Source organism: Leptolyngbya sp. NIES-2104, assembly GCF_001485215.1.
Classification (GTDB): Bacteria; Cyanobacteriota; Cyanobacteriia; order Leptolyngbyales; family Leptolyngbyaceae; genus Leptolyngbya.
Window position 1 is genome coordinate 161,292 of the sequence record NZ_BBWW01000003.1, and the last position, 13,305, is coordinate 174,596.

Consider the following 13,305-nt stretch of genomic DNA (forward strand, 5'->3'; position numbering starts at 1 on the left):
AAAATGCAATGCAAGTCTTTCCCGAACGAGACTCTTTTGAGTCGCTTGAGCGCGAGTTTGCCGACTTTGATGCAGCCTCGATCGAGACCTGTCTGGGGTTTCTGAATGCGACAGCAGAGGTCTATGCAGCGTTTGATGCTCACTTCGACCGCTATGGATTATCAGCGGGAAAATTCACGATATTGATGCAGCTCTACAGCGCCAATCAAGACATTCCACCCTCCGAGTTTGCTGAACGTGCGAACGTGACTCGTGCCACGATTACGGGTTTACTGGATGGACTGGAACGGGAAGGATTAGTGAAGCGCAAACCGCATCCGAACGATCGCCGAATGTTGACGGTTCACCTCACACAAAAAGGACGCAACTTGATTCAACGGATGTTGCCAGACCATTTTTGTCGCACAAAGAAGTTGATGTCAAATCTGTCCGAGACTGAGAAGAAGACCTTCGTGAAGCTGCTAAAGAAACTTTGTGATGGGACTTCAGCATTTTCTGAACCGCATACTTCTGAAGCAGACGAAACAGAATCAAAGTAGCGATCGCAAGCACTATCTCTAGTTGTTCTGCTCATCGGCTGTGACGCATCGTGGGATAGGGACAAAATTGAGCGATCGCAGTTTGAGGAATAGTGAGCGATCGTATTACCTTCAACGGTAGCGGAGATTCACTTATTGACCGAGCATACGAGGCTTGTAGAGAGAACTTGGCGATCGGTGAATCTGATAGATAAGTTTCCGCGAAATAGTTCTGTTCGTGTAGATGTGCGTCCTTTTCCCGTGAAATCGAAAAGTCTAACAGGCTGTAGACGAAAGAAATCTTCCTGGCAGCGATCGCGGAAGTTGGATGCAGCAAAACAGCAAGACATCCAATTCAAGCCACTGTTCATGCCGATCTGTGAGTACTTGCCACAATATTCTGAGTTTGTTGCTAAGCCAAGAGTTGTGCCATTGATTGCCCATCCTACATATCCCCAAAACTAAGCTCCAACAAACTCAGAAAACTTGCAGCGGTTTTGCATCGTTTGCAAAGCACGATCAACTGCTTCTACAAGATTTCTCCACTTAGAGCAAGCAATGTATCGCTCACAAGGTGCATCCACTCCTGCAATCTGAAATACTTGGTCAACGGCATAGAAGACAGCCCATACAGAATGCACTTCAGCTATATCCATGAGAAAAAGACCGATCGTAGAATAAGGTTCTGTGGCTAAACCAGCACTGACATAAACACATTGAAGTAATGCGCTTAAACGATTCGCGTCTGTTCGTGGCAAAGTTTCCTGATCAAGCCAATCCTGCAACTGGGTTTCGGCGTTCGCTATCTGATGAAAAGTTCTGAGCAGTTCATTTCTGATACATGGATATTCTAAGTTGTATGGTGTACTAAGTTTTGCGTCCATAACGGTTCTGTGAGAAATCCAAATCTCCAAAGTAAGATCCCATTGCTAGACTTCAGCTTGATTCAGTGAACTTTGGCAATGGCATCAACGCTCCCATCGTTAACAAGCCGCCCATCCTCCATGTACACAATGCGTGCAGCGAAGCTGGTCCCTGCGGGTGCGGCAATATCTAAAATTCAGTTATCATGTGTCACCAGCAAAATCGTGCAGCCCTGCTCTTTAGCGAGCTTTTGCATGAGTTCGACCGCATCACGTCCAGACTTCTTATCGAGTGCTGCGGTCGGCTCATCCGCTAAGACAATTTTGGGCTGGCTTACCAATGCACGAGCGATCGCAACTCTCTGTTTTTGTCCACCTGATAAGCTATCCGCATAATAATCGACTCGCTGCTGTAGCCCTACCGCTTGCAGCATTAGCCAGAGCTTCAGATGTCCCTTCCAGGGCAAATTTAGCGCCACAGTAGAGGCTGCTTCCCCCAAATCCGACTAATCCTGCTGTAGATGACATATTTACAATGTGACCGTTGCCTTGCTGACGCATCACAGGCAAGACTGTTCGCATCAGACGAAGTGCCCCAAAGAAGTTGGTTTCAAAAAATTGGTGCATCTGATCATCACTCACTTCTTCGAGTGCGGCAATAAGTCCGTGTCCAGCATTGTTGACTAGCACATCAATTCGACCAAAGGTCGCGATCGCAGTATCAACGGCTGCTTGAATCTCTTGAGGCGATGTAACATCTAGACGAACCGCCTTTGCGGTTTCCGGATAGGGTTCAATCAAAGCACGAAGTTGCTCTGGTTCACGAGCAGTCGCAAGTAGGAAGTCGCCCTGCTTCAACACCGCTTCTGCTAGGGCACGCCCGAATCCGCTTGAGCATCCTGTAATCAACCAAACTTTAGAAGCGACGCGATTTTTATCTAAGTTCATTTGTTTCCTCCAATGCAGTTAAAGCACGACTGTGATTCTGTAACTTACTTTCCACGTTAAGCAGCTTCAATAAATATGTCCAATACGATTTTTGTCTTAGACTAAGACTTAAAACCTATTAATCAACAATGGAACTTCGACACTTGCGTTACTTCGTGACGGTAGCTGAGGAACTTCATTTTGGTCGCGCTGCCCAACGACTCCAAATCGCCCAGCCGCCGCTCAGCCAGCAAATTCGTCAACTCGAACAAGAACTCGGTGTCGAGTTGTTGTATCGAACGAAGCGAACCGTCCGACTGACTGAAGCAGGACTCGCCTTCTTACAGCAGGCGCGACAGATTCTCGTGCAATCTGAGCAAGCGATCGAGATCGCCCAACGTGCCAGTCGCGGTGAAGTGGGTCGGTTAGCGATCGGGTTTGTGGGATCTGCCACGTGTAGCCTACTACCTGATGTCGTGCGGTCATTTCGCCGTCAGTTTCCTGATGTCCGGTTGCTGCTGCATGAAATGACCACGAGCGAGCAAGTTGCAGCACTGCATGACGATCGCATTCAACTTGGCTTTCTCTGTCCGCCCATCAGTGATGACGAACTCAGCGTAGAAACGGTTTTACAAGAATCGTTCGTGGCGGTCTTGCCAGAGGCACATCCGCTCGCGACCCAAACCCAACTGTCATTAGCATCGCTCGCCGAGGAGTCCTTCATTTTATCTCCGCGTCATCTAGGAAGCGGCTTTCATAATCAGATTATCCGGTTATGTCAACAAGCAGGATTTAGTCCCCAGGTCGCTCAGGAAGCGATTCAGATGCAAACGATTATCAGCTTAGTGGCAGCGGAATTAGGGGTTGCGCTTGTGCCATCTTCGCTCCAGACTTTGCAACGAGCCGGGATCGTTTACAAACCGCTTGAAGACCAAACACTCGATGTCAAGTTGGCAGTGGTTTGGCAAAGTGCAAACACCTCGCCCGTGCTCCACCAATTTCTAGCGCAATCAAGAGCCGCTGCACGATTGAGTACAACACACTAAGCTGTTGAGGCTGAGCGAGACGCTTGTACTTTCTCAATTGATAGATGCGCCCTGTTGAAATTGTCTAGGGGTCACGCCGACGAGACGCTTAAAGTGCCGATGGAGATGACTTTGATCCAGAAATCCCACCGTTTGAGCAATTTCTGCGATCGACTGTTTTCGTTGCAGCAGAAGTTCTTTCGCCCGTTCAATTCGACAGTGAATCACGAACTGTCGCGGACTCATCCCGATCGAGTGTTTAAAGCATTCACAGAAATGATGTGAACTGAGTTGAACTAGTGTTGCAAGTTCTTCTAATCCCAAGTTTTTCTCTAAGTGAGCTTGGATATAGTCAATCACTTGTCTTTGTTTGTAATGCGATAGCCCACCGAGCGAGATCAGTGTAATTGCCTGTTGAGCGGTATAGCGCTGTAGGAGATGAACAATCAAAGCATTTGCCATTGTTTCAGCATAGAGCCGACTCTCATGCTTGTCCTGTTGCAGTGAAGCTCTCAGTGCAATTCTTATTTGATGAATTAAGGGATCAGTCATTGCGAACTGCTGCCGCAGTTCAACCGACTTCACACCAAACGATTCTTCAGCCGTTTGTGCAAATCGCATCAAATTCTAGAAAAATCACTTCGACAGGGGCATCCCACTGAGAACGAGTTCTCGATCGTGCAGGCGTAATGATAATGTCACTTGGCTTTAATTGTGCTTGCTGATGCTGCTCCGCTCGATGCTCCATCTGAGTTGAGGGAGAAACTTCGGTGTAGATTGCAATGCCATGCTGTTCTGCTGCAACTTCTGGGATGACGCTTGGCGGTAAGCGATCGTACACCAAATGAATCCCGCTCCAACCCGCCTCTAGACTGGTCAAACGCGGTAGTTGAGAAAAAACTCGCTGGTAAGCGCTCTCTTTCTCTTTGACAAAATCCGTTACTGCTGAATTGGGTTCCATACGCTTGTTAGTTTATTAGATGGTTTAGGAGCTTACAAAATTTAGCTTTGCAGCATCAACGATCGCTTGATAAATGTTCGGTGGGTATTCCGCTAACCGATTGCACAGATACAGATGCCATTCTTGACCATACGGCAAGTACACACGAGTTCGATACCCCTGATTCCGCATCGCTGCTAATCGTTCCTGAGCAACTCCTTTGAGCATTTCAAACTCAATGCTGCTTTGAGCTAATTTCTGATCTTGAATCAATCGGTGCGCGTGTTCGAGCGGGAGTGGATCGAGCAATGCGGGGTCATGTGTCGCGATCGAGCAAGGATGCCTACTCGTCAACAGTCGTTCCATCAATTGTCGGTAAGACTCGTCAAGTTCAGCCCCACGAGGTTTTGCAACTTCAGTCGGAGCCACATAAGCGCCTTTGACCAATCGAATTTTGCCAGGACGCTGCAACACCGCTTCTAAATCGTCCGCAGTGCGATGAAGATAAGCTTGGAGCGTGATGCCAACATTGTTAAACGTTTTGCAGAGTCGCTGATGAATTTCTAGAATCAAGCTTGTACGATCGACACCTTCCATACTAATCATCATTTCGAGTCCTGCGCTCTCGGCTGCTTCAGCTAAAATGCAAGCGTTCTGGTATGCCAACTCAGGATCAATTACCAAACCAATATGCGACAGATCGAGAGAAATCGACGAGTCTAAATTTTGAGTTGCGATCGCATCTATAACTCTCAGAAATTCTTGTGTCGCTTGCTGTGCTATGTCGCTGTCGCGAGTACTTTCGCCCATGTAATCGATTGTGACAGCAAATCCTTGCTGATTGAGTGATCTTGCAGTTTCTACGCACTCGATTAACGTTTCTCCACCAATAAAACGCCGAGCGGCATGAAGCAAAGGTTGATAAAGCGAGGGATGCTGAAGAACGTAAGCTTTGATCTCCTCGTTCAATGCGATTTGCTTCAGGATTTCTGCGACTTCATGCTCGATTGTCATAAGATCTCCTCGATTAACATCTCAATTGATTCTCACATTTCTTCTTCAATCAAACGACTGATTAGATTCATTCACGATCGCATCCCCGGACTGAGAAACTTAACCAGTTGTTCGGTCGTAGCTTGAATCTCAGATGGGTCGCTGCTTTTCAGTAACGCATGGGGTTGTCCCGCTTCAGTCTGAACTCGAACTAACACAGCAATCACCAAATCGAATTTCCATCTCAGGTGCGATCGCGACTGCTCCGGCAGCACCCGTTGCAGCACGTCTAAAAATGCCTCAGTCGCCGCCGCAAATTCCTCGTTAGCAATACTCTGAATCGGTTTCGGTTCCGTGCGACATCGCCCCATAAACTGCGATCGCACGAATTGAGTCTCTTCATCTTGGCACAGCATTTCTAGATTCGGCTTCAAGAGCGCAGTTAGAATGTCCTCTACTGACGGCACTTCAGGCTTTGCTTTCAGGTCTGCTAACAGACTCAACTCTCGCTCCACGACTGGACGAGCCAATTGCGCGACCACGGCTCGAAACAACTCTTCCTTCGACCCAAAATGGTAGTGAACTGCTGCGAGGTTCACCCCCGCTTCACTTACCACATTGCGTAACGTGGTTCCAGCAAAGCCTTGTTCTGCAAATAGGCGTTGGGCAACAGTAATAATTTGCGTCTTGGTATCGGTTGAAGGAGTCACGGTGTCTTATGTTGGTGCAAATTTGATCAATCGAAAATGGCTCAGTTGCCGAATGAATCCAGCTTATCAGCTAAATCAGATTCGCCCATTGCAATTAATTCAAACGTATGTTTTAATCATTTCAAACGTTCGTTTGAATGAATTCAATAAATGATTCCAGTCTAACTCTTGAGATTTCGATTGTATAGACGGATTTTGAGAAGTTTCTTGAAGCGAGTCACTCAAGCTGAATGTTAAAACGTTTGTCTAAATTTTAGGAGCCTGTCATGTCTGCCGAAAATACCGAAGCGCTAAAGTGTCCGATCGAGCATTTGCGCTCCCCGGATCAGTTCAATCCCTTCACACCTCAATTTCATCAAAACCCCCATGCTGCGTTTCTAGCAGCGCGACAAGAGCAACCCGTGTTCTTCAGTCCGGTGATGAATCTATGGGTGGTGACTCGCTATGATGACTTGAAGACAGTCATGAAAGACGATCGAACGTTTGCATCGGGTGGAGCGTTTTCGTCGGGTGCATTAGCTTCCCCGGAGGCGCTGCGAGTGCTAGGAGGGTTAGATCACCCAATTTTTCAGTACTCACTGGTCAATGCTGATCCACCGATTCATGCTCGGTTTCGCAGTAACTTCCAGCGTGCCTTTACCGCACGTCAAGTTGCGATTTTAGAACCGCAGATTCGTGAACTGATTCATCAGCTACTCATTGATCTGAGAACAAATCAGCGGGTTGAAGTAATCAAAACCTTCTGCGATCCGTTACCGCTACTCACAATCTGTCGTTTGATGGGACTCCCGGACGAAGACGCACCCGACATCAAGCGCTGGGGCATCGATTATATTCGCGCCCAGATGCCGGGTTGGAGCATCGAAGAACAACAATTGATCGGACAAAGCATCGCTGACTACTATGACTATATGCTGAAGCAGGTCAAGTATTATGCAACTCACCCAGCCGAGAATCTGATCAGTGGGTTGATTGAAGCGCGGCAGAACAACGATGAGCCATTAAGTGATGAAGAGATTGCGGGGTTGACCTGTAATCTAGTATTTGCGGGGCACGAAACCACAGCGGCACTTCTTGGAAACACACTGTATAGTCTCCTGAATCAACGCGAGCTTTGGAATTATTTTTGCAAACACGTCGATCGCATTACTACTGCTGTCGATGAATTTATACGACATGGTGGTCCGGCGGTTGGACTGTATCGTCGTACCACTCATGATGTTGTACTGGGTGAGGTAACAATTCCCAAAGATTCTATGGTGTGGATTGCATACCTAGCGGGCAATCATGACCCAGAACAGTTTCCTAAGCCTGAACGCTTGGACTGCGATCGCCAGAATGCTGCGGGCAACCTCAGTTTTGGGCATGGCATTCATTACTGCGTGGGCGCACCGTTAGCCAAGCTCGAACTGCGCGTCGTAATCGAGGAGCTTACCCAACACTATCCTAGTCTCCGCTTAGAACCTGGTCAGATGATTACACCGACCCCAAATTTCATGCTCCGCTCATATCAAGAGATGATTCTGGCGATCGACTAATTGGAGAAAGAAGATGGCAAAAACATGGCAAGAAAAACTTAACGCGAAAAAACAGCCCAAGCTTCAAATCATGGAAAAACCAATGGCAGGAGTTTCCGCAGGCGGTACTCTCTTTTTTCCAACCCCACAGCTCATCAAAGAGTTTATCGACACGATTCCTGAAGGGCAATCAATGTTGATCGCGCAACTGCGTCAGCAACTCGCCCAAGCTCATCAAGGCGATAACAGTTGTCCACTTTCTACCTCTACCTCTGCTCGAATCGTCGCTGAAGCTGCCTGGGAAGAAATCGAAGCAGGCAAAGCTTCGGAACAAGTCACACCCTTCTGGCGCGTGATTGAACCCGATTCCAGCCTTGCTCAAAAGCTCGCTTGTGGCTCCGAATTTATTGAGGCGATGCGGAAGCAAGAAGGAATTTAGTAACGACAAAATGTCAATCAAGATTAGGAACAGCACATGACGCAAAATCAGATAGTTCGCGCAAGATGGCTACCCGCTCGGAACTTTTTAATGCTTGGTGCTGTTGTGCTGCTGGGGGGACTGGGAGGATACACGTTCTGGAGATCGCAGTCAGCGCCTCAAGTGGCTCAACCAACAGTCACTCCCCAATTACAATCCGTCACTGCTTTGGGCTACCTAGAGCCACGTGGTCGAGTGATCAAACTATCTGCGCCCGCATCATCAGGGAGTACGAATCGGGTTGAACGATTGCTGGTTAAACAGGGCGATCGCGTTCGAGCTGGACAAATTATTGCGATTCTCGATGGTTACGATCGCCTACAAGCAGCACTCACGGAAGCTCAGGAACAAGTGAAAGTCGCTCAGTCAAATCTAGCTGTGGTGAAAGCAGGTGCGAAACAAGGCGAGGTGGATGCTCAACAGTCTGAAATTCAACGATTAGCAGCACAGCGTCAAGGAGATGTCAAAGCGCAATCGGCAATCGTCGCGAGACTTCAAGCAGAATTACAGAACGCTGAGGCAGAAGCAAAACGGTTTAATCTGCTTTATCAGCAAGGAGCGGTTTCAGCCTCAGTCCGTGACAATCGCGCTCTAACGTTATCCACGGCTCAACGCAATCTACAAGAAGCTCAGGTTGTGTTAGAGCGAATTCAATCGACCCGATCGCCGGAACTAAATGCCGCTCAAGCAACCCTCGATCGCATTGCAGAAGTGCGTCCGGTGGATGTTGAGGCAGCACAATCACAAGTCGATCGAGCGATCGCAATTGTTCAACAAGCTAAATCACAGCTTGACTTAGCCTCAGTTCGCGCTCCGAAAGGTGGAGTCGTGCTGGAAGTTCACACTCGTCCTGGGGAATTGATTGCGCCAGAAGGCATTGTGGAATTAGGGGATACCGAGCAAATGACTGCGCTGATAGAGGTCTATGAAACTGAAATCGAGAAGGTAAAACTGGGACAATCCGCAAAACTATTTTCGGATAGCTTTTCTGAACCGCTTTTCGGCACGGTGAGCGAAGTTGGTGTAAAGGTCAAACGTCAGAACGTCATTAATTCTGATACTTCGGCAAACATCGATGCGCGAGTCGTTGAGGTGCGAGTGCAGCTTAATTCGGATTCAATGCAGAAAGTCGCTGGACTGACAAATTTACAGGTGACTGGAGAGATTCAGCAATGACAATTCTCTCGTTCAAACGTCGCTCTTGGGAGTTCTTACGCGATCGTACTCCGCTCGGTTGGCTGCAACTAAAGAAAAACAAAGGACGATTACTCGTTGCAGTGGCTGGAATTGGGTTTGCAGACTTACTGATGTTTGCTCAGTTAGGGATTCAAGATGCGTTGTTTGATAGCAATACCTTACTCAATCGAGGCATGGATGCGGACATTGTGATTCGCAGCGCTCAATATCGGGATTTGAATCTAGCAGACACTTTACCGCGTCGTCGGCTGTATCAAGTCCAATCAATCCCAGGTGTGCAATCTGCTGAGCCATTGTATGTCGATCGAGTTGTGTGGAGAAATCCCCAAACTCGCCGTAGAACTCAATTAACACTGGTGGGGCAAAGTCTCGATCGTCCTGTCTTGAACTTTCCAGAGGTCAATCAGAATCTCGACAAGCTGAAACAACCGGATATGTTTTTATTCGATCGCTTAACGCGCGGCGACTACAGCCAAGTCATCGAACAATCCAACCAAGGGCAAAAAATCGAAACCGAGATTGGTCGTCGAACGATTCGGATTGCTGGCTTGTTTGCGCTCGGAGCCTCTTTTGCTACCGATGGAACTCTAATCACAAGTTCAGAGAACTTCTTGCGATTCTTTCCACAACGCAGTGCTGGACAAGTCACATTAGGGTTAGTCAAAGTTAAACCGGGTATAAACCCAGATCGAGTGCTGGCTCAAATCAGAGCAATTTTGCCACCCGATACGATCGCGTCAACGAAAGCGGAATTCGTCGAGTTAGAGAAAGCATATTGGCAGAAAACGACTCCGATCGGGGTTGTCTTCACCTTTGGAACCATCATGGCGTTTGTGGTTGGCATTGTGATTGTGTTTCAGATCCTTTCAACGGATGTGAATGAGCACATGAGCGAGTATGCCACCTTCAAAGCGATGGGATACCGCGATCGCTATTTACTGCTCATCGTGTTTGAAGAGGCTGTAATTCTAGCAACGCTGGGATTTGTTCCCGGTCTTGCTTTAGCATTGGGTCAATACGCTCTCATTCGCAATGTGGCAGCTTTACCAATCAGTATGACCTTGACGCGGTTTGTTCTGGTCTTTGTGCTGACGTTAGTGATGTGTACGGTATCGGGCATGATTGCCACGCGCAGAACTCGATCGGCTGACCCAGCGGATAGTTTCTAAGAGAACTCATGAATCAAGGATCTAGAGCAGTTCAGTCTGCGATCGTCGTTGAGCAATTGAATCATTTCTTTGGTACAGGTGAATTGCGAAAGCAAGCTTTGTTTGAGATCAATTTGTCGATCGCATCAGGTGAAATTGTCATTCTCACCGGACCATCAGGATCTGGAAAAACGACTTTACTTTCGTTGATGGGTGGTCTACGCTCTCCTCAATTGGGTAGTCTTCGCATTTTGGATACAGAATTAGTCGGGGCAGCAAAACAAGTTGCGGTAGAAGCACGTCGCTCCTGTGGATACATCTTTCAGGCACACAACTTACATAGCAGTCTCACGGCTCAAGAAAACGTGATGATGGGGCTGGAAGTTCACGGAAGCTACTCGCGTTTAGAACGGCGCGATCGAGCCATCGAAATGCTATCCCTGGTCGGTTTAGAACAGCGAACACAGTATTATCCAGAAAGCTTATCCGGTGGACAAAAGCAAAGGGTTGCCATTGCTCGTGCTTTAGTCAGTCGTCCGAAGATTGTTCTAGCTGATGAACCGACTGCTGCACTCGACAAACAATCCGGTCGCGATGTTGTTGACCTGATGCAAAAACTGGCTAAGGAACAAGGCTGCACGATTCTGATGGTGACGCATGATAACCGCATTCTCGATGTTGCCAATCGCATCGTCTACATGGAAGATGGCAAATTGGTGAAGGCTCTAGAGAGTTGAAGCAAATGGACACAACAAAGCTGTATCTGAACGAGATTGGCAGGGCGGCACGTTTAACACCTGAAGAAGAAATTCTGTACGGGCAACAGGTTCAACAGTTAGAGAAGCTATATGAGATTCAGCAGCAGTTGTCGCAACGATTAGAACGAGCAGCAACATTAGAAGAATGGCAGAATGCAGCCAATCTGTCAGGTCATCAGTTACAGCAAGTCATTTCAAACGGTGAACGAGCGAAGCGTAAAATGATCGAAGCAAACTTACGCTTAGTTGTTTCGATCGCACAACGCTACCAGCACCGCCACCTCGAACTTCAAGATTTGATTCAAGAAGGCAATATCGGCTTACAGCGAAGTGTTGATAAATTTGATCCAGGCAAGGGGTATCGATTTTCGACGTATGCGTATTGGTGGATTCGGCAAGCGATTACTAGAGCGATCGCGCTTAAAAGCCGTGCGATTCGACGACCCCTTCATCTCACTGAAAAACTCAACGCGATTCAGAAAACTCAGCAAGCCTTGGCGCAAAAACTCGGTCGCATGGCAACCTTGAACGAAGTTGCCCAGGAGTTATCAATCTCCATGTTGAAGCTTCGAGAGTTGTTGATGGCTAACCGCACTATAATTTCGCTGGATCAGTCGATCGGCAAAGACCAAGAAGGCAGTTGGAGCGATCTGCTGCCTGATGAAGCCTCAAATTCAGAAGATGAGGTCACGCGCTCAATGCTACAGCAAGATCTCGTCAGCTTACTTGGAATGCTACCCACAAAGCAGCGTCAAGTGATTACGCTGAGATTTGGACTAGAAGACGGTCAAGCATTAAGTTTGGCTCAAGCGAGTCGTTGTTTGAACTGTAGTCGAGAAACAGTACGATTACTGGAGAAAGCAGCAATCAAAACGCTACAGCAACACAAACCACGGTTACAAGAGTACATTGTCGGTTGAGGAATGCTCACGCCTTTGAACACTTTCCGCCAACCGCTTCGTCAAGTTAGCCATTGGAACCACCAACACTAAGCCTAAAAGCCCCCCGAATTTTGCGCCAATCAGCAGTGAGAGAAATACGATCGCAGGATTAAGTCCAGTAAGTCCTCCCATCAGTCGCGGAGCAATCACCGTTTCATTGATTTGTCCCAAGATCAGGGCAGGAATTAAGACTTTCAACCCCAGCCAAAAATTCTGCGAAGCAAGCAGGAGGCTAATGATAGTCACCGTAAAACCACCGCCCAACGGAATAAAACTTGCAATGCCAATCATTAATCCAAATAAAAGCCCAAACGGAATTTGCAACACTAAAAACGTTGTCATCAGAACCGCACTTTGAATCGCTGAAATCGTTGCCTGCCCTGAAAAATATCCTTGGAAGCTCTGATGAATCGATTCTCTGACCTTCCAAGCACTAGGCAGCCAACTCATCATTCCTGCCCACAGGCTTCTGCCACTGAATAGAAAAAAGATCGTTAAGACGATCGTCAGCAACAGATTTACCGCGCTGTTTACCGTCTCGATCGTCGCTGTGACAATCTGCCGAGGGAGTGTTTCAAGAAATTGTTCAATTTGATTGGCTAACTCAACGGTTAGCTGACTGATATCAACGGGAAGATACTGAGTAATCGGAAGTTGATCCAAGTTCTGAATCTGATTTTTTGCTTGCTCTAGCCAAGTCGGGAGTCGATCGATGAATTCATCCAGTTGTTGAATTACCAGTGGAATGAGAATGAATCCGAATACGCCAACCAGTACTAAAGTCAACGCTAACGTGACGATGGTTGCCCAACGATGAGACATCTGGCGCGATTCCAGAAAGGTGATTGGATAGTTGAGTAGAAAAGCAATTAAGCCTGACGCGATCGTAATATTCGTGATCGGTTGCAGAAGCTGACCTAACCACAGAATGAGTACGGCGTTTAACAGCAGAATAGGGAACGTTAGTCCAAGACTGAATCTGTGAGAAAGGGAGTGAATTAAGGAGGTCATTTGTATTGAGGGTGTAAAAGAGTTGAACAGAGCGCTTCACTTTGAAAGACTAGGGCATCGAGCAAGCTTTTTGCGCTGAAATCGGTAATTGAGTCTGGTCAAAAGCTTCGAGAAATTGAAGCGGTAAACGACTCTGGCTCGGCTCATGCCTTTTACAGAGGCTGAAGTCAAGTAGCCGCGATAGTGTAAATGATTTGATACGAATCCTTCTGCAAACACCAAACTCAGTGCGTTGATGTATTTACTTTTGAGTTGGAGTTGCTAAACCGATTGTCGATA

16 protein-coding genes and 1 pseudogene are annotated in these 13,305 nt (G+C 47.5%); 9 read left to right on the top strand and 8 right to left on the bottom strand.

Annotated elements, in window-relative coordinates:
• Nucleotides 1–8 precede the first annotated feature (8 nt).
• Nucleotides 9–539: a MarR family winged helix-turn-helix transcriptional regulator gene (locus NIES2104_RS29650; protein ID WP_059002591.1), complete on the top strand. Its 531-nt coding sequence runs from the start codon at nucleotides 9–11 to the stop codon at nucleotides 537–539.
• 135 nt (nucleotides 540–674) lie between these two features.
• Nucleotides 675–983 carry a hypothetical protein gene (locus tag NIES2104_RS32580; protein ID WP_192843686.1) on the top strand — a complete coding sequence of 103 codons (309 nt, stop codon included), beginning with the start codon at nucleotides 675–677 and terminating at the stop codon, nucleotides 981–983.
• Here NIES2104_RS32580 and NIES2104_RS29655 read toward each other — a convergent pair.
• The 3 genes and pseudogenes from NIES2104_RS29655 to NIES2104_RS29665 all read right to left on the bottom strand — a co-directional run bounded on the left by NIES2104_RS29655 (nucleotide 980) and on the right by NIES2104_RS29665 (nucleotide 2,329).
• Nucleotides 980–1,402, bottom strand: coding sequence for a hypothetical protein (locus NIES2104_RS29655; RefSeq protein WP_059002592.1), 423 nt, complete (start codon nucleotides 1,400–1,402; stop codon nucleotides 980–982). The two genes, NIES2104_RS32580 and NIES2104_RS29655, sit on opposite strands and share 4 nt — an antisense overlap.
• 62 nt (nucleotides 1,403–1,464) lie before the next feature.
• Nucleotides 1,465–1,815 (bottom strand): annotated as a pseudogene (locus tag NIES2104_RS29660) (ATP-binding cassette domain-containing protein); the annotation flags it as partial.
• Nucleotides 1,766–2,329: an SDR family oxidoreductase gene (locus NIES2104_RS29665; protein WP_202815245.1), complete on the bottom strand. Its 564-nt coding sequence runs from the start codon at nucleotides 2,327–2,329 to the stop codon at nucleotides 1,766–1,768. The gene NIES2104_RS29665 and the pseudogene NIES2104_RS29660, both read right to left, overlap by 50 nt.
• A 128-nt stretch (nucleotides 2,330–2,457) precedes the next feature.
• Here NIES2104_RS29665 and NIES2104_RS29670 point away from each other — a divergent pair, with 128 nt between their 5' ends.
• Complete coding sequence (locus NIES2104_RS29670) at nucleotides 2,458–3,354, top strand: LysR family transcriptional regulator (protein WP_059002593.1); 897 nt, start codon at nucleotides 2,458–2,460, stop codon at nucleotides 3,352–3,354.
• Between the two features lie 33 nt (nucleotides 3,355–3,387).
• Here the strand turns inward: NIES2104_RS29670 and NIES2104_RS32790 are convergent, their stop codons facing one another.
• From NIES2104_RS32790 to NIES2104_RS29685, 4 genes are all read right to left on the bottom strand, one after another.
• Nucleotides 3,388–3,954, bottom strand: coding sequence for a helix-turn-helix domain-containing protein (locus NIES2104_RS32790; RefSeq protein ID WP_202815246.1), 567 nt, complete (start codon nucleotides 3,952–3,954; stop codon nucleotides 3,388–3,390).
• Nucleotides 3,932–4,294: a hypothetical protein gene (locus tag NIES2104_RS32795; protein ID WP_202815247.1), complete on the bottom strand. Its 363-nt coding sequence runs from the start codon at nucleotides 4,292–4,294 to the stop codon at nucleotides 3,932–3,934. The genes NIES2104_RS32790 and NIES2104_RS32795 overlap by 23 nt, the downstream gene beginning before the upstream one ends.
• Nucleotides 4,295–4,318: 24 nt before the next feature.
• Nucleotides 4,319–5,287: a proline dehydrogenase family protein gene (locus NIES2104_RS29680; protein WP_059002594.1), complete on the bottom strand. Its 969-nt coding sequence runs from the start codon at nucleotides 5,285–5,287 to the stop codon at nucleotides 4,319–4,321.
• Between the two features lie 71 nt (nucleotides 5,288–5,358).
• Entirely contained in the window at nucleotides 5,359–5,976 is a 618-nt protein-coding gene (locus tag NIES2104_RS29685) for a TetR/AcrR family transcriptional regulator (RefSeq protein ID WP_059002595.1), read from the bottom strand.
• A gap of 266 nt (nucleotides 5,977–6,242) precedes the next feature.
• Here NIES2104_RS29685 and NIES2104_RS29690 point away from each other — a divergent pair, with 266 nt between their 5' ends.
• From NIES2104_RS29690 to NIES2104_RS29715, 6 genes are read left to right on the top strand one after another with little or no spacing between them, the layout of a single operon-like run.
• On the top strand, nucleotides 6,243–7,514 hold the full coding sequence (locus NIES2104_RS29690) for a cytochrome P450 (protein ID WP_059002596.1): 1,272 nt from the start codon (nucleotides 6,243–6,245) through the stop codon (nucleotides 7,512–7,514).
• 13 nt (nucleotides 7,515–7,527) lie between these two features.
• A complete protein-coding gene (locus NIES2104_RS29695) occupies nucleotides 7,528–7,932 on the top strand; it encodes a hypothetical protein (protein ID WP_059002597.1) in 405 nt (134 codons plus the stop codon).
• A gap of 36 nt (nucleotides 7,933–7,968) precedes the next feature.
• Nucleotides 7,969–9,147, top strand: a complete 1,179-nt coding sequence (locus tag NIES2104_RS29700) for an ABC exporter membrane fusion protein (RefSeq protein ID WP_059002598.1) — start codon at nucleotides 7,969–7,971, stop codon at nucleotides 9,145–9,147.
• A complete protein-coding gene (devC, locus tag NIES2104_RS29705; RefSeq protein WP_059002599.1) occupies nucleotides 9,144–10,337 on the top strand; it encodes an ABC transporter permease DevC in 1,194 nt (397 codons plus the stop codon). The genes NIES2104_RS29700 and devC overlap by 4 nt, the downstream gene beginning before the upstream one ends.
• Before the next feature lie 8 nt (nucleotides 10,338–10,345).
• The gene (locus tag NIES2104_RS29710; protein ID WP_059002600.1) at nucleotides 10,346–11,053 is read left to right on the top strand and encodes a DevA family ABC transporter ATP-binding protein; all 708 of its coding nucleotides are present in this window, start codon (nucleotides 10,346–10,348) and stop codon (nucleotides 11,051–11,053) included.
• Nucleotides 11,054–11,058: 5 nt separating this feature from the next.
• Nucleotides 11,059–11,994 (top strand): sigma-70 family RNA polymerase sigma factor, encoded by a 936-nt coding sequence (locus NIES2104_RS29715; protein ID WP_059002601.1) that lies wholly within the window; start codon nucleotides 11,059–11,061, stop codon nucleotides 11,992–11,994.
• Here the strand turns inward: NIES2104_RS29715 and NIES2104_RS29720 are convergent.
• Nucleotides 11,971–13,026, bottom strand: coding sequence for an AI-2E family transporter (locus NIES2104_RS29720; RefSeq protein WP_059002602.1), 1,056 nt, complete (start codon nucleotides 13,024–13,026; stop codon nucleotides 11,971–11,973). The genes NIES2104_RS29715 and NIES2104_RS29720 overlap by 24 nt on opposite strands.
• Nucleotides 13,027–13,305: the final 279 nt, after the last annotated feature.